Source organism: Oerskovia flava, assembly GCF_026163685.1.
Lineage (GTDB): Bacteria > Actinomycetota > Actinomycetes > Actinomycetales > Cellulomonadaceae > Oerskovia_A > Oerskovia_A flava.
Window position 1 is genome coordinate 48631 of sequence record NZ_JAOXSR010000009.1, and the last position, 16272, is coordinate 64902.

A 16272-nucleotide genomic window follows, 5' to 3' on the forward strand; every position below is an offset into this window, starting at 1 on the left:
CCGGATCACGTGCACCGAACGCCGACCGTGCCCTGCGGCGCCCCGGGAGACGCCTCAGAGCTCCGGCAGCACGTCCCGCGCTGCCTGCGGCGGGACCCCGGCGACCTCGAGCACGTCGACCAGCGGGGACCTCACCAGCAGGACGAGCGACTGCACCTGCCAGTCCCCGGCGCCGATCACCCGCGGGTCGAGCGTCGCGGCCGTCTCGAGAAGGATCTCGCGGGCGACCACAGGGTCCCGGCCGGCGCCGATCGCCTCGGCCAGGACCCGGACGGCCTCGGCGAACCGGCTCGTGATCTCGGCGACCGGCGCGAGGTCGTGCTCACCGGTCGCCGACGCGAGCGAGCGCCGGGCGAGGACCCGCGTCGAGCGCATCGCCCGGTCGACCAGCACCGCCCGGCGCTCGGTGTCACCCAGCTCGGTCCGGTGCTTGCGCGCCACGGCGCGCACCCGCGCCAGCTCCCGCGCGCTGACGGCGCTCGCGTGCCACTCCTCCAGCGCGGGCTCGGACGCCCGGCCGCGCACGAGGGCGGCCTCGAGGTCGTCAGGGTCGCCCGAGCGCAGGCCGCGCGTGAGCAGGTCGAGGGTCTCCGCCAGCTCCGTCGTCGCCTCGGCGCCGAGCATCCTGGGCCGACGCCGCGGGTCGCCCGGGGTGAGCGCCGCAGCCAACAGGGCGATCGCTCCCCCGACGAGGGCGTCCGTCCACCGGCCGAGGGGACCCCCGCCCTGGACGGCGGGCAGCCCGACGATCACGATCGCCTGCACCCCGGCCTGGGTCGCGAGAAGGGGCCCCCGGTCGATGAACCGCGCCGCGAGCGCGGAGGCGGCCAGGACGAGGGCGACCTGCCACCAGCCGGTGCCGATGACGTGCACGACGAGGTCCCCGAGCCCGACACCGACCGCCACCCCGACCGCGAGCTCCAGGACCCGGCGGACCTGACGGTCCTGGCTGAAGCCGAGGCACACCCAGGCCGAGACCGGGGCGAAGAACGGGTACTCGTGGCCCAGCAGGTAGTACGCGATCGCGAACGCGACGCCCGCGGCGAGGGACGCCTGGACGATCGGCCAGAACCCGACCCGGACCCGCGAGGCACCCTGGCGGATCCGGGCCCGCAGGAGCAGCCTGCGGAAGGCCGAACGGGCGAGGCCGACGGCGCGCGGCTCGTCCGGCCCGGGCGCCGCGGAGGTCACAGCATGTTCTGGGGTGCGTCCGCGCCGCGGGGCGTGAGCCCGCGCGCCACCTGACCGCGCGACTCCGGGCGGTCGACCGACACGCCCTCCGCCGGGACGACGACCTCCTGCGTCGCGGCGACGGCTCCGCCGTCGCACTCGACGAGGACCTCGACGTCGCCCGGCGCGCTGCGCTTGAGGACCGCGAGGGCGATCGGGCCGAGCTCGTGGTGCCGGGCGACGGTCGTCACGGTGCCGACCGACCGGCCCGCCGGTGCGCCCTCGGCCGTGCGGACCACGACCTCCGCACCGGGGGTCGGCAGCAGGTGCCCCGACCCGTCGAGGTGCAGCATCACGAGGCGGCGCGGCGGACGGCCGAGGTTGTGCACCCGCGCGACCGTCTCCTGGCCGCGGTAGCAACCCTTGGTGAGGTGGACGGCGGTGCGCAGCCAGTCCAGCTCGTGCGGGATCGAGCGGTGGTCGACCTCCGTGGCGAGCCGTGGCCGCCAGGCCTCGACGCGCAGCGCCTCGCTCGCCCACGTGCCGACGAGCCGCCAGCCCGCCGCCTCGCGCGCGGCCACGGCGTCGGCAAGCTCCGCCCGCGGCACGACGACCAGCCGCCAGGGCCGCTCGGCACCCGGGTGCGAGTCCGTGGCGGGTCCGTACCGGGTGCCGCCGGGGGCGACGTGCGGCCACGGGTCGCGCCAGGTCACGGGCTCGCCCGGCGCGCCCTCGGCGTCGAGGGGCTCGCCGAGCACGGCGAGCTCGTCGCTGAGGTCGGCGATCTCCACGCGCATCATGAACTTCATGCGCTCGAGCCACGCGGCGAGCCCAGCCGCGTGCGACCCCTCGGTGAGGAGCCACGTGGACTCGCCGTCGTCCACGACGCCCGCGGCGTGCTCGACGTGCCCCTGCGGGCTGAGGACCAGCAGCTCGGTCGACGTGCGCGGCTCCAGGCCCAGCAGGTCCTGCGAGGTGATGGAGTGGAGCCAGGAGAGCCGGTCGGGGCCGGTGACACGGACGACGCCCAGGTGAGACTGGTCGACGACGGCGCCACCGGTCTGCAGCGCACGCTGCTCACCCGTCGGGTCGCCGTAGTGCCAGGCCACGCCGGCGTCGGGGCCGGCGGCCTCGACCGCCCCGTGGCGGGAGAGCAGAGGGCTGGGGTGGTGTGTCACGGTACGGCTCCTCGAGTCGCTGGTGGGTTGGCTCCTCGGTCGGCGGACCGGGCTGAGGTGCGGGCTACCGGTGCGGGCTACTGCCGGTCCATCTTCGCCGAGGCGTAGGACTGCAGCGGCTGACCGAACGCCGAGAGCTCCCAGACCCACAGGAGCTGGCCCTGCACGAGCCCGAAGAGCCGCTTGGACGCGGCGACCTCGGAGGCCGTCGCGGTCCGGGCGATGAGGTCGCTGGCGAGGTCGACCCTGCCGTTGCCCACGGCGCCGAGATAGACGGACACACGGCCCGACGCGTCGGCGAGCAGGACCTCGACCGGGTGCTTGTCGTCCTCCAGGCCTTCGGGACGCTCGGTCGAGACCCGCCAGTACCCGGTCTCGGTGGACCACACCGTGCCCTGCGACGCCGCGGTCTCGAGAGCCGCCTCGTCACGCTCGGGCCACTGCCCCTCGTCCGGGACCGTCGACGGGACCTCGGCGTCGAGGACGCGCAGCGTCGACGTGTACCGCAGGTAGGGGCCGCCGTCGTGGTCGAAGACGACGTCCTGGACGAACGGCGTCTCGTCGATACCGGGGTAGCTGATGACCCCTTCGCCGCGCCAGGAGCCCACCAGCCAGGCGAGCGGGTAGACCTCGGGAGCGAGTCCGTCAGGGAAGGCGAATGCCATGCGTGCTACCTCTCGGCGCGCCGACGGTGATCAGCGCTGGCCCTTGAACAGCTTGTAGACGACGTACCCCGCGAACCACGTGATCGTCAGTGTCGCGGCGATCAGCAGCCCCAGGAAGATGAGCTCGAGCGTGTGTGTCGACATGGCGTCGATCCTACCGTCCACGGCATGGACTGACCGTCCACGGCATAGGCTCAGGGACGTGACATCGGCAGCTTCCCCGGAACCCGGCACCTCGACGACGACCCCCGAGCGCTCCCTCGTCGTGAAGACGACGTCGGGCCTGGAGCGCCCCGAGGCCACCAACCAGGCGTTCACCGTCGCGGCGGCCGCGATCGCGGCCGGGGCGACGGTCAGCCTCTGGCTCACGGGCGAGTCCGCGTGGTTCGCGCTCCCTGGTCGCGCGGCGGACCTCGAGCTCGAGCACGCAGCACCCCTGCCCGACCTCCTGGAGGTCGTCCTCGCCGCGGGCACCCTCACCGTCTGCACACAGTGCGCCGCGCGGCGCGGGATCACCGAGGACGACGTGCTGCCGGGCGTGCGGATCGCCGGCGCGGCGGTGTTCGTCGAGGAGTCGCTGCGACCCGGTGCGCAGGCGCTCGTCTACTGACCCTGCCGGCTACCGGCCCTGCCGGTGCTCAGGAGCCAGGCGCTTGAGGAGCAGGTACATCTCGCACCCGAGGCACAGGCCGAACGCAGCGTTGAGCACGGCCGCCACGAGGGCGATCGCCGCGGTGATCGGCACGGCCACCGCGACGCCTGCCACGCCGAGCGCGACACCGGCACCCGTGATGACCAGCCCTACCGACTGCGCGAACCGCGGCGGACGAGGGTCCTCGCGCTCCGTCGCCGGGCCCAGGCGCGGTCGCACCGCGACCCGGTAGACCCAGCTCTGCCACGTCCGCTCGGTACCGAGCACCGCACCGACGGCGAAGCTCGCCGCGACGACCGCGAGCAGCACGAGCGCCGCAGTGCTCTGCCCCAGGAGGATGACGACGGCGAGCAGCAGGGCCGTGATGCCCGCCCCGACGCGCGGTCCGCGCGCGTCGATGCCCGGCGGGGTGGCCTTCTCGTCGGGTGACGTGTTGTACGCCATGGTGCTCCTCCGTGTGGGTCGCTCAGTGCGAGCGGGTGGTCGTGTGCTCGGTGGCCTGCGGGTCACCGGCGTTCGGGGCCGCGGCGAGCGCCTGCAGGGCGTGCGCCCGGTCGACGGCGCCGCTCATGCGGGCGAGCTCGTGCCCGGTCGCGTCCAGGACGAGGACGGTCGGGGTCCGTAGCACGCCGAAGTCGCGCACGAGCTCGTGGTGGTCGTCCACGTCGAGCTCGCGGTGCGTGACGTCCGGGCGTGCGGACGCGAGCTCGGTGAGGACCCGCGCCGTCTGGCGGCACGGAGAGCACACGGCGCTCGAGAACTGCACGAACGTGCGGTGCGCGCCGAGGTTGACGCCGTGCGCGAGCCAGTCGAACCCGTCGTCGTCCGCGGGGTTGTGGTGGTGGCGAGTCCGCACGGCACCCTGGCGGCGCTGCCACCACAGGCCGAGCACGGCGCTCACGGCGAGCACGGCGAGGAGGACCACCACGCGCTCGATCATCCGACGATCACCCGTCCCACCACGAAGATCAGTGTCCCCCCGACCGCGACCGGGAGCACGATCGCGGTCGCCGCGGCGGTCCGCCGCGACAGGCCTGGGAGCTGGTCGAAGAGCGTGTGCAGCGCCGCCACGAGGAGGCCGGCCACGACCCCCGACCACAGCCCGCTGAGGACGCTCAGCATCGGCATGACCGCGCTGACGACACCGCCGGCGACGACGGCCAGCGCCACGGTCGCCACGGCGCCCCACCAGCCGGGCAGGGGCAGGGCGGAGACGGCGGACGCGACCGCGAGGGCCACCGCGCACGTCACGACGAGCGACGCACCGGCGTCGCTCCGCCCGGCGGCGATCCAGCCGGCGCAGGACACCGCGACCACGACGCCGCTCGTCGTGCCGAACAGCGACTCGACGAGGCGGGGTCGTCCGTCCGTCCGCAGCAGCTCGGCGACGAAGGCCAGCACGACCGCCATGGCCAGGACGAGGGGCAGGTTCCGCAGCGCGGGCTCGCCCTGCGTCGCGCCTGTCGCGGCGACCGCGCCGAGACCGGCGAGCGCGACCACGAGCCGCGAGCCACCCGGTGCAGGGTGGTCGAGCAGGGAGGGCCAGCCGATCGCCACGAGGAGCGCGAGCGCCCCGGCCGCGAGGGTGAGGGTGAGCGGGCCGAAGAAGGCGGCGACGGCCACGGCGGCCGCGACGCACGCCGTCGCGACGGCACGGGTCGAGAGGTCCACTAGGCGCGAGCCTCTCGACGGGCGCCACAACGGCGCGGGGCAGGCACGGGCCCGAGGGCGGGTCCAGGTCTTACGGCGGTCGGCACGCCTAGAGTCTCCCAGATCCGCGGGCGAGCTCTCAGAGGCCGTCCGAAACACCACCATGGTGCTGCGGTCCGAAACACTGCTGTGACGCTGCGGGCGTGGACGTCACCTCCATGACCTCTGATCCACGCGATACGGTAACCATCCAGTCGGTCAGTCGGGAGCAGGCGCCCGAGGAGGAGGTGGTTCAGTGGCAGAGCTGTTGATCCTCACACCGGCGACGGGTGGATCCGTGGAGGTGCTGCCCGCGCTCGGGTTGCTGTCCCACCGCATCCGGGTGCTGCCCATGGAGCCGTCCGCACTGGTCGACGCTCCGGACTCGGACGTCGTGCTGCTGGACGCCCGCCGCGACCTCGTCGCCGCCCGCACCACGTGCCGGCTGCTCCACGCGACGGGCCTGACGGTGCCGCTCGTGCTCGTGCTCACCGAGGGCGGCCTGACCGTCGTGACCGCCGAGTGGGGCGCGGACGACCTCCTGCTGGAGACCGCGAACCCGGCGGAGGTCGAGGCGCGGCTGCGCCTCGTGATCGAGCGGTCGTCGAAGGTCTCCGGAGACGACGGCCCGCAGGAGATCTCCGCGGGCGAGCTCGCGATCGACGCGAGCGGCTACACCGCCCGTCTGCGCGGGCGCCCGCTCGACCTCACCTACAAGGAGTTCGAGCTCCTCAAGTACCTCGTGCAGCACCCTGGGCGCGTCTTCACGCGTGCCCAGCTCCTGCAGGAGGTCTGGGGCTACGACTACTACGGAGGCACCCGCACCGTCGACGTCCACGTGCGGCGCCTGCGCGCCAAGCTCGGCCCCGAGCACGAGCAGCTCATCGGCACCGTCCGCAACGTCGGCTACCGGTTCGACCCGCCCAAGCACCTGCGCCCCAGCGTCGAGCAGCCGGACGAGCGCTCACGGCCCGCCGGGGGTGGCGACGCCGAGGAGGTAGGTTCTGCGGGGTGAGCACCACCTCCAGCGACTACACATCCGCCCTGCTCGACGGCCCGTGGCGGCACGAGTTCGTGCCCGCCAACGGGGCTCGGTTCCACGTCGCGCTCTCGGCGCCTGCGACGGACCGGACGGCAGGTCCTGCCGCTGACCGCGCCGCGGACGAGCGCCCCCTCGTCGTGCTGCTGCACTCGTTCCCGCAGTTCTGGTGGGCGTGGCGCCACCAGATCACCGCGCTCACCACGGCCGGCTACCGCGTGGCGGCGATGGACCTGCGCGGGACCGGCGCGTCGGACAAGCCTCCGATCGGCTACGACGCCCCGACCCGCACCCGTGACGTCGCCGGCGTGATCCGTTCCCTCGGCGCGGACCGGGCTGTCGTCGTCGGGCACGGGACCGGCGGCAGCCTCGCCTGGGCGATGGCCACGCTGCAGCCCGCCGTCACCGCCGGGGTCGCGGCGCTGTCCGCCCCGCACCCGGCCCGCCTGCACACCTCGAGCCGCCGCCTGCTGACCCCCGTGGCGCTGCGCCAGCTCGCGTTCTACCAGCTCCCGACGCTGCCCGAGCGGGCGCTGACGACCGGCGACCTCGTCGACCGGGTGCTCGCCGAGGGCGCCGCCGCCCCGTTCGACGACGACGTCGTGGAGACCTACCGGACGGTCATGCGGATCCCGTTCGCGGCGCACTCCGCGATGGAGTCCATCCGCTGGGCCGTCCGCTCCACCCCGCGTCCCGACGGCCGTCGGTACCTTGCCGCGCTGCGTCGCCCCGTCGCGATCCCGGTCCTGCAGGTGCACGGCGGGCGCGACGGCATCTTGCGCCGCGAGCTCGCCGACGCCGACGGGGCCGCGCTCGCCCGCGACTTCCGCTTCGAGGTGGTCGACGACGCGGGGTACTTCCTGCCCGAGGAGGCCCCGGGCACGGTGGCCGACCTGCTGATCGACTGGCTCCGCGGCGTCGGGCGCTGACCCGTCCGGCTCAGGAGCTCTTGACCAGCTTCGCCGCGGCCGCCGGGTCGGTCTCGCCGACCCCGAACGACGGGCACCACTGCGCGATCGTGCAGGCGCCGCACGCGGGTTTGCGCGCGAAGCAGACCCGGCGCCCGTGGAAGATCAGCCGGTGCGAGAGCATGGTCCACTCCTTGCGCTCGATCAGCTCGCCGACCGCCTGCTCGACCTTCACGGGATCCTCGTCCGTGGTCCAGGCGAGTCGGCGCGCCAGGCGCCCGACGTGGGTGTCCACCGGCAGGCCCGGGACACCGAAGGCGTTGCCGAGCACCACGTTCGCCGTCTTACGACCGACCCCCGGCAGCGTGACGAGGTCGTCCAGCCGGCGCGGGACCTTCCCGCCGAACCGCTCGACCAGCGCCTGACCGATCCCGATCAGCGACTGCGCCTTCGCCCGGTAGAAGCCGGTCGGGCGCAGCACCTCCTCGAGGTCGAGCCGGTCGGCCGACGCGTACGCGGCCGCGTCGGGGTAGGACGCGAACAGCTCGGGCGTCGTGAGGTTCACGCGCTTGTCCGTGGTCTGCGCGGAGAGCACCGTGGCGACCAGGAGCTCCAGGGGGGTCGTGAAGTCCAGCTCGCAGTGCGCGTCGGGGTACGTCTCGGCCAGCTCCCGGTTGATGCGCCGTGCCCGACGCACCAGAGCGAGGTGCGACTCGTGCTGAGGTCCGAGCTCTGGCTCGGGGTCGGGCTGTGCGGGCAGACCCGCCACACGTCGAATCGCCATCGTCGCAGCGTACTCGCGTCTCGGGTCGCTCGGGACCCCCTGCCCAGCCCTGGGACCTGTTCCCCGACGCCGTGGGCTGCTCTGCGAACGGTCGTCCCCGCGAAGTTGCGGTCGTAGGGCAGACTTGTCGATGGAAAACACTGAGGACCGGAACGTTCGGCGCCTCCCGACGACGGGTGGTCGCCGGGCAGCGACGTGCACCGGGACACCCCGACAGACGAAGGAAGTTCGCGTGGACGACGACGTTGTGCTCTCGGCCCCTCTCTTCGCGACCATGGAGCGCGAGGAGACCCGCACCCTCTTCGACTCGATGCAGAAGATCGAGCTCACCAGGGGCGACATCCTCTTCCGTGAGGGTGAGCCGGGTGACCGCCTCTACGTGATCGCGAACGGCAAGATCAAGCTCGGCCGCCGCTCGAACGACGGGCGCGAGAACCTCCTGTCGATCCTCGGCCCGGGCGAGATGTTCGGCGAGCTCTCCCTGTTCGACCCCGGGCCCCGCACGGCGACCGCGAGCTCCGTCGCGGACGCCGAGCTGTACGAGCTCGGCCACGACCAGCTCGTCGAGTGGATCGAGAAGCACCCGAGCGTCGCCAAGCACCTGCTCAACGCGCTCGCGCGGCGCCTGCGCCGCACCAACGAGACGCTGGCCGACCTCGTCTTCTCCGACGTCCCCGGCCGCGTCGCCAAGGCGCTCCTCGACCTCTCCACCCGCTTCGGCGAGGAGACCGACGAGGGCGTCCGGGTCGCGCACGACCTCACGCAGGAGGAGCTCGCCCAGCTCGTCGGCGCGTCCCGCGAGACGGTGAACAAGGCGCTCGCCGACTTCGCGACCCGCGGGTGGGTCCGGCGCGAAGGGCGCGCCGTCGTCCTGCTCGACCTGGACCGCCTGGAGCGTCGCGCGCGCTGAGGCCGCGACCGTCCGACCCGCACGACGCAGGGCTCGGCACCATGGTGCCGAGCCCTGCGTCGTGCTGCGTCCCGCGTCCCGCTCGTTCGGTCAGCCCACCCGTCAGGCCACGACCTCGACGACGAGCTCGACCTCGACGGGGGCGTCGAGCGGGAGGACCGCGACGCCGACCGCGCTGCGAGCGTGCACACCCGCAGCGCCGAAGATCTCGCCGAGCACGTCGCTCGCCCCGTTGATCACCGCGGGCTGACCCGTGAACCCGGGGTCGCTCGCGACGAAGCCCACGACCTTGACGACCCGCACGACGGCGTCGAGGTTTCCCACGAGCGCGTGCACGGCCGCGAGGGCGTTGAGCGCGCACGTGCGGGCGTGCCGGGCGGCGTCGGCCGGGGCGACGAGCCCCTCCCCCTCACCGACCTTCCCGGACTCCGCCAGCGCGCCGTCGACGAACGGTAGCTGCCCCGAGGTGTGCACGAGGTCGCCGGTGCGCACGGCGGGCACGTAGGCCGCCACCGGGGCCGCGACCTCGGGCAGCGTGATGCCGAGCTCTGCGAGTCGCGCCGCGATCGTGCCCGGGCCCGAACCCGCCACTACGGGGTGCCCGTCGGGCGCTTGAGGTAGGCGACGAGCCCGTTGCCGTCGGGGCCGGTCACGACCTGGACGAGCTCCCAGCCGTCCGCCCCCCACTGGTCGAGCACGGCCTTGGTGTTGTGAATGATGAGCGGAATGGTCGCGTACTCCCACGTTGTTGGCATGGCGAGAGCGTAGTCCCAAACCGACGAGCGCTCCTGGTCGGTGCGGATGCTCACACAACGTGCACATCGCGGAGGCCCCCGAGCCCCGGCACGCGTCTGAGGCCTCATCTACCCTATTTACCATGGCTTCTTCTGCGCGCCCTCGCGGTCGGCAGGTCAACGCGTATCAGCTCGTCGCGCTCCTGCTGGCCTTCGTCCTCGTCTCCGGGGTCGGTGGTGTGCTCGCGGCCGGGCTGGTCATCCCGCTCGCTGCCGGCGCGAACACCGTGACGGACAACACGGTCCAGCTCTTCGAAGAGCTGCCGGACGAGCTCGAGCCGGGTCCCCTCGCCGAGCAGTCACGGGTGTACGCCAACGACGGCAAGACCCTGCTCGCGCGATTCCACTCGGAGAACCGGGTCGTCGTCCCCCTCGAGAAGACGTCCGAGCACATGCAGCACGCGGTCATCGCCATCGAGGACAAGCGCTTCTACGAGCACGGCGGTGTGGATCTCGAGGGCATCTCTCGCGCCGCGGTGAACAACTTCGGTGGCGGCGCCCAGCAGGGGGCCTCGACGCTCACGCAGCAGTACGTCAAGAACGTCCTCATCGAACAGGCGGTGCGCGCCGACGACCCGCTGGGCGTCCTGGCCGCCCGGGACGACACGATGTCCCGCAAGCTCCGCGAGGCGAAGCTGGCGATCTCTCTCGAGAAGAGGATGACCAAGGACGAGATCCTCGAGGCGTACCTCAACATCGCGCAGTTCGGTACCAAGGTCTACGGCGTCGAGACCGCCGCGCGGCACTACTTCAGCACCTCCGCGGCGAAGCTCACTCCCGTGCAGGCCGCGACCATCGCCGGCGTCACGAAGGGGCCGAGCGAGTACGACCCGGTCGAGAACCCCGAGCAGGCCGAGAAGCGGCGCAACATCGTGCTGCAGGCCATGTACGCCCAGCACTACCTGACGTACGAGGAGTGGCAGGAGGCCAAGGACATCTCGCTGGAGGACAGCCTCAAGGTCCAGCCCGTCCAGGTGGGGTGCCAGTCCGCCAAGGGTGCCGCGTTCTTCTGCGACTACGTCACGAAGGTCATCACGACCGACCCCGCCTTCGGCGAGACACGGGACGAGCGCAACGCGCTGCTGTACCGCGGCGGCCTGCGGATCGTCACGACGCTCGACCCGCAGATGCAGAAGGCGGCCGAGAAGGAGTCTCGCGCGGCCGTCCCGCCGGACGACCCGAGCGGTATCGAGTCGGCGATCGTGTCGGTCGAGCCCGGCACCGGCAAGATCCTCGCCATGGCGCAGAACCGGCCGTACGACGCGACGGAGAACCCCGACCCGGGGACGACCGCCGTCAACTACAACGCGGACCAGCTGTTCGGCGCGTCCAGCGGCTTCTCCCCCGGGTCGACGTGGAAGGTCTTTGTGCTCGCCGAGTGGCTCAAGTCGGGCAACACGCTGCTGGAGAACGTCAACGCCAACCAACGCGGCTGGAACAACACCGACTTCAACTGGTGCACCCCGTACGTCACGAACGAGGGCACGCCGTGGCGTCCGGGCAACTCCGACGGCCGCAACGCCCAGGGCAACATCTCCGTCCTCGAAGCGACCTACAACTCCATCAACACGGCCTACGCGACGATGGAGAGCCAGCTACGTCTGTGCGACATCAAGTCCACGGCCGAGTCCGTCGGCTTCACGCCGTCGCGCACGGTCGAGAAGGAGGGCGGTGTGCAGATGATGCCGTCCATGGTCATCGGCACGCAGAACTCTGCTCCCCTGCACATGGCGGCCGCGTACGCGACCTTCGCCTCGGGCGGCACCTACTGCGAGCCCATCGCCCTCACCAAGGTCACGACGACCAAGGGCGAGGAGTTCGACGTTCCGTCGGCGAGCTGCAACAAGAACGCACTCGAGTCCGACGTCGCCGACGGTGTGACGCACGCGCTGCAGGCCGTGATGACGCAGGGTTCCGGCCGCGGCGCCCAGCTGTCCGGTCGACCCAGCGCCGGGAAGACCGGGACGGCCAACCTCAACAAGCACACCTGGTTCATCGGCTACACGCCGCAGCTCGCGACAGCTGTCTGGATTGGCAACGCCGAGGAAGACGTGGAGATGCGGGCGAACAGCTCAGGCCTCTTCTACATCAACGGTGTCGGCAAGCGGTGGTGGTTCGGCTCCGACCTGGCCGCCCCGACGTGGCGCGACTACATGAACGCCGCGCTGGACGGCAAGCCGGTCGAGGACTTCAACGACATCAAGCCGTCGATGCTCGGCAAGCGCCCTGCACCGACGCCCCCACCGCCGTCGAGCGACAGCGGCTCCGGTGGCGGCAGCGGCTCCGGTGGCGGCGACTCCGACGACGACAGCGGCGGCGGCAACGGTGGCGGCAACGGCCGTGGCAACGGCGGCGGCAACGGTGGCGGCAACAGCGACGAGGACGACGACTGACCGGGGCCCGAGGTCGCGGTCGGCGGGTCGGGCTCGGCTCTCTTGCGGTGCTCGCCGTCGGCACTCTGGCCTACGCGCACGTGGAGACGAAGCTCTTCACGCTGCGCGAGGTCACCGTGCCGGTCCTCCCTGCCGGTCAGCGCGACCTCCGCATCCTGCACTTCTCCGACCTGCACCTGACGCCCGGGCAGCAGCGCAAGATCGACTGGGTGCGCTCACTCGCGGAGCTCCGGCCGGACGTCGTCATCGACACGGGCGACAACATGGCGCACCTGCAGGCCCTCGGTCCCCTGCTCCATGCCCTGGAGCCGTTGCTCGCCTCCGCGCCCGGCGCGTTCGTCATGGGGTCGAACGACTACTACTCCCCCGTGCCGAAGAACCCCGCCCGGTATCTCCTGCCGGACGCACGCAGCCGTCGGGCCATGCCTCCGCCGGACCTGCCTGCCGACGAGCTCGCCCGCGCGATGCGGAGCGCCGGCTGGGCGGACCTGACGAACCGTCGGGACACCCTGACGGTCGACGGGCGGCGGATCGCGCTCGTCGGGGTCGACGACCCGCACCTCGATCTCGACGTCTTCCCGCCGCGTGAGGCGCCTCGGGGGACACACGCCGAGGCGCCGGACGCCACGACCGCGGACCTCCGCCTGGCCGTGACGCACGCGCCCTACCGTCGGGTACTGGACGCGATGTACGACGACGGCGCCGACCTCGTCCTGGCCGGCCATACCCATGGCGGGCAGCTCAACGTCCCCGGCTTCGGTGCCCTCGTCACGAACTGCGACATCGACCGTCGGCGGGCCAAGGGTCTGCACGGCTGGCCGGGTCCTCGACCCGACGCACCGGGTGGTGCGGGGTCGACCTGGCTCAACGTCTCGGCGGGTGCCGGCACCTCGCCGTACGCTCCTGTGCGCTTCGCCTGCCGCCCCGAGGCGACGCTCCTCACCCTGACGTCGGTGTGAGCGTGGGCCGGTTTCGTCCAGAGGGCATTCGTCGGCTATTCTGAGCAGGCTTCGCACGCAGCACACGGTTCTCCGTGGGTGGCTCGGCAACGACGAGCAGCGTGACGAGACAATCGGGGTGTGGCGCAGCTTGGTAGCGCGCGTCGTTCGGGACGACGAGGTCGCAGGTTCAAATCCTGTCACCCCGACATATGGGATGTCTCAGGGCATCAAGGACAGCCGGACCTACGTTTTCGTAGGTCCGGCTTTCTGCTCTCCGGGGTCGGGTCGGTGTGGTCGGCCGGTGGGTGGTCGTCGCGCGTGGGTCGAGCGTGAGCTCGCACGGGTCTCGCTCACCCGGGATCTCGGCCAACCCAGGATCTCCGGTGGCGGCGTCCACGATGCGCACGCCGTGTCGGTCGCCTAGCGTCGCGGGTATGGGTGGAAGGCTACGGTCGGCGTGGGAGCGCACTCCGCTACCGTCGGAGACGATCGTCGGCATCGCTGCGGCCGCGCTGGCACAGTACTCGTGGCCGCTCCGCCTCCCCTCCTGGACCCGGCCGGCCGGTGTGGCGGTCGGCTGCGGTGGCTTCGCCCTGCTCTCCGCGGCGGTATGGGAGCGAGGGCCCGGATCCCCGGAAGATCCGGGCGCACTCGTCACCCGGGGTCTGCACGGCCGCTCCCGCAACCCGATGTACCTCGGCTTCAGCATGATCCACGTCGGCCTCGCCGGCGCGACCCGCAACGCCTGGATGCTTGCCTCGTGCCCGGTGAGCGCCGCGCTGCTGCATCGGGCGGTACTGCGTGAGGAACGGTCGCTGCGCGAACGGTTCGGTGTCGGGTACGACGCCTACCGGGCCGACGTGCCGCGCTACTGGTGACCTCCGCCCACCGCGGTCGAGCGACGTCGGTTCCGGCACGGGGTCGCCCCGGAGGCCCTTGTCGTCCCGCCGTCGCGCGGCCAGCAGCACTCGGCGCGAGACTGGACGAGGCAGTCGATCCCCTGGAGGAGACATGGCGCAGGCTCCGTACGTCGTCGTCGGTGGAGGTCTCGCGGCCGCGAAGGCCGCTGAGGGTCTGCGGGAGGAGGGCTTCACGGGTGACGTGGTCGTCGTCACGGACGAGGACCACCTCCCCTACGAGCGGCCACCGCTGTCGAAGGACTACCTCCGGGGTGAGGTGGGGCGGGACACCGTCTTCCCGCTCGCGGAGTCCTGGTACGCCGAGCACGAGGTCGAGGTGCGCACGGGCCGGACGGTCACGGCCCTGGACACCGACGCCCACCGCCTGACGCTCGCGGACGGCGGTGCGCTCGACTACTCGCGGCTGCTCCTCGCGACCGGCTCGTCACCGCGGGTGCCGTCCGTCCCGGGCGTCGACCTGGACGGTGTGCACGTGCTGCGCACCCTCGACCAGAGCGACCACCTGGCCACGACGCTCGCCGCGGTCGCAAGCGACGGGTCGGGCCGGCTCGCGGTCGTCGGTGACGGCTGGATCGGTCTCGAGGTGGCCGCGTCCGCCCGGTCGACAGGGCTCGACGTGACGCTGATCGGGCGGCACGCGCACCCGCTCGAACGTGTCCTGGGCCCGGAGATGGGTGAGTTCTACGGCCTGCTGCACGCCTCGCACGGCGTCCACCTGCACCGGCACGCCGAGGTCGTGGCGATCACGGGGAGCGACGGCCGGGCCGCCGGCGTGGAGATGGCGGACGGGACGCACGTCGCGGCCGACGCCGTCCTCGTCGCCGTGGGTGCCGCCCCGAGGACCGGTCTCGGCGATGCGGCGGGTCTGACCGTCGAGACGGGCACCGGCGGGTTGCACACGGACCAGCAGCTGCGGACCTCCGCTCCCGACGTGCTCGCCGCGGGTGACGTCGCGAGCGTGCCGAGCCCGCGCTACGGCCGTCCGCTGCGCATCGAGCACTGGGCGACCGCCCTGCACCAGGGCACCTTCGCCGCCCGCTCGATGCTGGACGCCCTGGATCCGGGCGAGGTGTACGACCAGCTGCCGTACTTCTTCAGCGACCAGTACGACGTCGGCATGGAGTACCTGGGCTTCGTCGACGGCCCGGACGGCTACGACGAGCTGGTGGTGAGCGGTTCGGTGGAGCAGCGCGAGCTCGTGGCGTTCTGGCTCCTGGGCGGTCGGGTGCAGGCCGTCATGGCGGTCAACACGTGGGACCGGATGGACCGGGCGACCGAGCTCATCGGCCGCAACCGTCCCGTCGACCGTGCCGAGCTCGAGGCGTTCCGGGACTGACGGTCAGTCGACGAGGGAGCTGGGGTCCGTGGCGGGCGCGGCGGTCCGTGAGCCCTCGCCCGTTCCCCCGGCGACGAGCGCGTAGCCGAGGCCCACGACCACTGCTCCTCCGACGAGGTTCCCCAGCCCGACCCACAGCAGGTTCCGGCCGAGCTCGGCGATCGTCGTGGCGCCCTCGCCCGCGAAGAGGCCGAGGCCGAACGTCGTCATGTTGGCCACGACGTGCTCGAACCCCGACGCGATGAACGCGAAGATCGCCCAGAAGATCACGATCGCGCGTGCCACCTCGGACCGCAGGCGCGTGCACGCCCAGATCGCGACGCACACGAGCACGTTGCACAGCACCCCGCGGAAGAAGAGCTCGCCCGGCCCCTCGTGGGCCTTGGCCGCGAGCATCGTCGTGACCATCTCGCCGGCGGCCGCGTTGGACCGCAGGACCCCGGACTGCACGACGGCGAACGCGAACACCATCGAGCCCAGCAGGTTCCCGACGAAGCAGAACAGCAGGGTCCCGACGGCGCCCGGCACCCGCACGGCGCGGGTCACGACCCCCTGGGTGAGGATCATCATGGCCGACGTGGACAGCTCCGCGCCCGCGAAGACCACGAGCGTGAGGGCCACCGCGAAGACGGCGCCCGCGACGAGCCGCTCCGCGGGGTCCCCGGCCGCGAGGAAGGGGCCCGCGGTCGCCACCATGAGGACGACCCCGATCCCGATGTACGCCCCGGCGAGCATCGACGCCACGAGGTAGCGGGCCGGGTGCGTGGCGGCCGCCACCTTGCCCTGAGCGGCGTGGGACTGCTCGGTCAGGGTGGCGCGGAGGCTCAGCACCCTCTCACCCTGGCACACCGGGGCATGGCGCCCCGGTGTGCCCTGATGCTGACCCTCGGCGT

18 protein-coding genes and 1 tRNA gene are annotated in these 16272 nt (G+C 72.5%); 9 read left to right on the forward strand and 10 right to left on the reverse strand.

Going from position 1 to position 16272, the window contains the following annotated elements:
- Nucleotides 1-54 precede the first annotated feature (54 nt).
- The 3 genes from OHL10_RS14350 to OHL10_RS14360 form a co-directional block, all read right to left on the reverse strand.
- Nucleotides 55-1191 carry an FUSC family protein gene (locus OHL10_RS14350; RefSeq protein WP_265522915.1) on the reverse strand — a complete coding sequence of 379 codons (1137 nt, stop codon included), beginning with the start codon at nucleotides 1189-1191 and terminating at the stop codon, nucleotides 55-57.
- The gene (gene ygfZ / locus OHL10_RS14355; RefSeq protein ID WP_265522916.1) at nucleotides 1188-2348 is read right to left on the reverse strand and encodes a CAF17-like 4Fe-4S cluster assembly/insertion protein YgfZ; all 1161 of its coding nucleotides are present in this window, start codon (nucleotides 2346-2348) and stop codon (nucleotides 1188-1190) included. The genes OHL10_RS14350 and ygfZ overlap by 4 nt, the downstream gene beginning before the upstream one ends.
- Nucleotides 2349-2425: 77 nt before the next feature.
- Entirely contained in the window at nucleotides 2426-3013 is a 588-nt protein-coding gene (locus OHL10_RS14360; protein WP_265522917.1) for a heme-binding beta-barrel domain-containing protein, read from the reverse strand.
- Between the two features lie 202 nt (nucleotides 3014-3215).
- Between OHL10_RS14360 and OHL10_RS14365 the strand changes: the two genes are divergently transcribed.
- Complete coding sequence (locus OHL10_RS14365) at nucleotides 3216-3623, forward strand: DsrE family protein (protein ID WP_265522918.1); 408 nt, start codon at nucleotides 3216-3218, stop codon at nucleotides 3621-3623.
- Nucleotides 3624-3632: 9 nt separating this feature from the next.
- Here the strand turns inward: OHL10_RS14365 and OHL10_RS14370 are convergent, their stop codons facing one another.
- From OHL10_RS14370 to OHL10_RS14380, 3 genes are read right to left on the reverse strand one after another with little or no spacing between them, the layout of a single operon-like run.
- A complete protein-coding gene (locus OHL10_RS14370; RefSeq protein ID WP_265522919.1) occupies nucleotides 3633-4109 on the reverse strand; it encodes a DUF4395 domain-containing protein in 477 nt (158 codons plus the stop codon).
- Nucleotides 4110-4131: 22 nt separating this feature from the next.
- Nucleotides 4132-4605 carry a thioredoxin family protein gene (locus OHL10_RS14375; protein WP_265522920.1) on the reverse strand — a complete coding sequence of 158 codons (474 nt, stop codon included), beginning with the start codon at nucleotides 4603-4605 and terminating at the stop codon, nucleotides 4132-4134.
- Complete coding sequence (locus OHL10_RS14380) at nucleotides 4602-5336, reverse strand: hypothetical protein (RefSeq protein ID WP_265522921.1); 735 nt, start codon at nucleotides 5334-5336, stop codon at nucleotides 4602-4604. The genes OHL10_RS14375 and OHL10_RS14380 overlap by 4 nt, the downstream gene beginning before the upstream one ends.
- Nucleotides 5337-5610: 274 nt before the next feature.
- Here OHL10_RS14380 and OHL10_RS14385 point away from each other — a divergent pair, with 274 nt between their 5' ends.
- Both OHL10_RS14385 and OHL10_RS14390 read left to right on the forward strand, forming a co-directional pair.
- Nucleotides 5611-6369, forward strand: a complete 759-nt coding sequence (locus tag OHL10_RS14385) for a winged helix-turn-helix transcriptional regulator (RefSeq protein WP_265522922.1) — start codon at nucleotides 5611-5613, stop codon at nucleotides 6367-6369.
- Nucleotides 6366-7322 carry an alpha/beta fold hydrolase gene (locus OHL10_RS14390; RefSeq protein ID WP_265522923.1) on the forward strand — a complete coding sequence of 319 codons (957 nt, stop codon included), beginning with the start codon at nucleotides 6366-6368 and terminating at the stop codon, nucleotides 7320-7322. The genes OHL10_RS14385 and OHL10_RS14390 overlap by 4 nt, the downstream gene beginning before the upstream one ends.
- A gap of 10 nt (nucleotides 7323-7332) precedes the next feature.
- Here OHL10_RS14390 and nth read toward each other — a convergent pair whose 3' ends face one another.
- Nucleotides 7333-8085, reverse strand: a complete 753-nt coding sequence (gene nth, locus OHL10_RS14395; protein ID WP_265522924.1) for an endonuclease III — start codon at nucleotides 8083-8085, stop codon at nucleotides 7333-7335.
- Between the two features lie 232 nt (nucleotides 8086-8317).
- On the opposite strand from nth, the gene OHL10_RS14400 reads away from it, so the two are divergent.
- Entirely contained in the window at nucleotides 8318-8995 is a 678-nt protein-coding gene (locus OHL10_RS14400) for a Crp/Fnr family transcriptional regulator (protein WP_322645568.1), read from the forward strand.
- 102 nt (nucleotides 8996-9097) lie between these two features.
- Here OHL10_RS14400 and OHL10_RS14405 read toward each other — a convergent pair whose 3' ends face one another.
- Both OHL10_RS14405 and sp36 read right to left on the reverse strand, forming a co-directional pair.
- Nucleotides 9098-9586: a RidA family protein gene (locus OHL10_RS14405; protein WP_265522925.1), complete on the reverse strand. Its 489-nt coding sequence runs from the start codon at nucleotides 9584-9586 to the stop codon at nucleotides 9098-9100.
- Nucleotides 9586-9750 (reverse strand): Sp36 family protein, encoded by a 165-nt coding sequence (sp36, locus tag OHL10_RS14410; RefSeq protein ID WP_265522926.1) that lies wholly within the window; start codon nucleotides 9748-9750, stop codon nucleotides 9586-9588. The genes OHL10_RS14405 and sp36 overlap by 1 nt, the downstream gene beginning before the upstream one ends.
- A 122-nt stretch (nucleotides 9751-9872) precedes the next feature.
- Between sp36 and OHL10_RS14415 the strand changes: the two genes are divergently transcribed.
- From OHL10_RS14415 to OHL10_RS14435, 5 genes are all read left to right on the forward strand, one after another.
- Nucleotides 9873-12182 carry a transglycosylase domain-containing protein gene (locus OHL10_RS14415; RefSeq protein ID WP_265522927.1) on the forward strand — a complete coding sequence of 770 codons (2310 nt, stop codon included), beginning with the start codon at nucleotides 9873-9875 and terminating at the stop codon, nucleotides 12180-12182.
- A gap of 47 nt (nucleotides 12183-12229) precedes the next feature.
- On the forward strand, nucleotides 12230-13141 hold the full coding sequence (locus tag OHL10_RS14420; protein ID WP_265522928.1) for a metallophosphoesterase: 912 nt from the start codon (nucleotides 12230-12232) through the stop codon (nucleotides 13139-13141).
- A 114-nt stretch (nucleotides 13142-13255) separates the two neighbouring features.
- Nucleotides 13256-13329: transfer RNA gene (locus OHL10_RS14425), tRNA-Pro, on the forward strand.
- A gap of 228 nt (nucleotides 13330-13557) precedes the next feature.
- The gene (locus OHL10_RS14430) at nucleotides 13558-14001 is read left to right on the forward strand and encodes a methyltransferase family protein (protein ID WP_265522929.1); all 444 of its coding nucleotides are present in this window, start codon (nucleotides 13558-13560) and stop codon (nucleotides 13999-14001) included.
- A 133-nt stretch (nucleotides 14002-14134) separates the two neighbouring features.
- Nucleotides 14135-15379 carry an NAD(P)/FAD-dependent oxidoreductase gene (locus OHL10_RS14435; RefSeq protein ID WP_265522930.1) on the forward strand — a complete coding sequence of 415 codons (1245 nt, stop codon included), beginning with the start codon at nucleotides 14135-14137 and terminating at the stop codon, nucleotides 15377-15379.
- Nucleotides 15380-15382: 3 nt separating this feature from the next.
- Here OHL10_RS14435 and OHL10_RS14440 read toward each other — a convergent pair whose 3' ends face one another.
- Nucleotides 15383-16210: a formate/nitrite transporter family protein gene (locus tag OHL10_RS14440; RefSeq protein ID WP_265522931.1), complete on the reverse strand. Its 828-nt coding sequence runs from the start codon at nucleotides 16208-16210 to the stop codon at nucleotides 15383-15385.
- Nucleotides 16211-16272 lie beyond the last annotated feature (62 nt).

Excerpts from the sequence above, each read along its gene's own strand:
- OHL10_RS14360 (WP_265522917.1), bottom strand. The coding sequence starts at position 3,013 with ATGGCATTCGCCTTCCCTGACGGACTCGCTCCCGAGGTCTACCCGCTC.
- OHL10_RS14370 (WP_265522919.1), bottom strand. The coding sequence starts at position 4,109 with ATGGCGTACAACACGTCACCCGACGAGAAGGCCACCCCGCCGGGCATC.
- OHL10_RS14375 (WP_265522920.1), bottom strand. The coding sequence starts at position 4,605 with ATGATCGAGCGCGTGGTGGTCCTCCTCGCCGTGCTCGCCGTGAGCGCC.
- nth (WP_265522924.1), bottom strand. The coding sequence starts at position 8,085 with ATGGCGATTCGACGTGTGGCGGGTCTGCCCGCACAGCCCGACCCCGAG.
- sp36 (WP_265522926.1), bottom strand. The coding sequence starts at position 9,750 with ATGCCAACAACGTGGGAGTACGCGACCATTCCGCTCATCATTCACAAC.
- OHL10_RS14415 (WP_265522927.1), top strand. The coding sequence starts at position 9,873 with ATGGCTTCTTCTGCGCGCCCTCGCGGTCGGCAGGTCAACGCGTATCAG.
- OHL10_RS14430 (WP_265522929.1), top strand. The coding sequence starts at position 13,558 with ATGGGTGGAAGGCTACGGTCGGCGTGGGAGCGCACTCCGCTACCGTCG.
- OHL10_RS14435 (WP_265522930.1), top strand. The coding sequence starts at position 14,135 with ATGGCGCAGGCTCCGTACGTCGTCGTCGGTGGAGGTCTCGCGGCCGCG.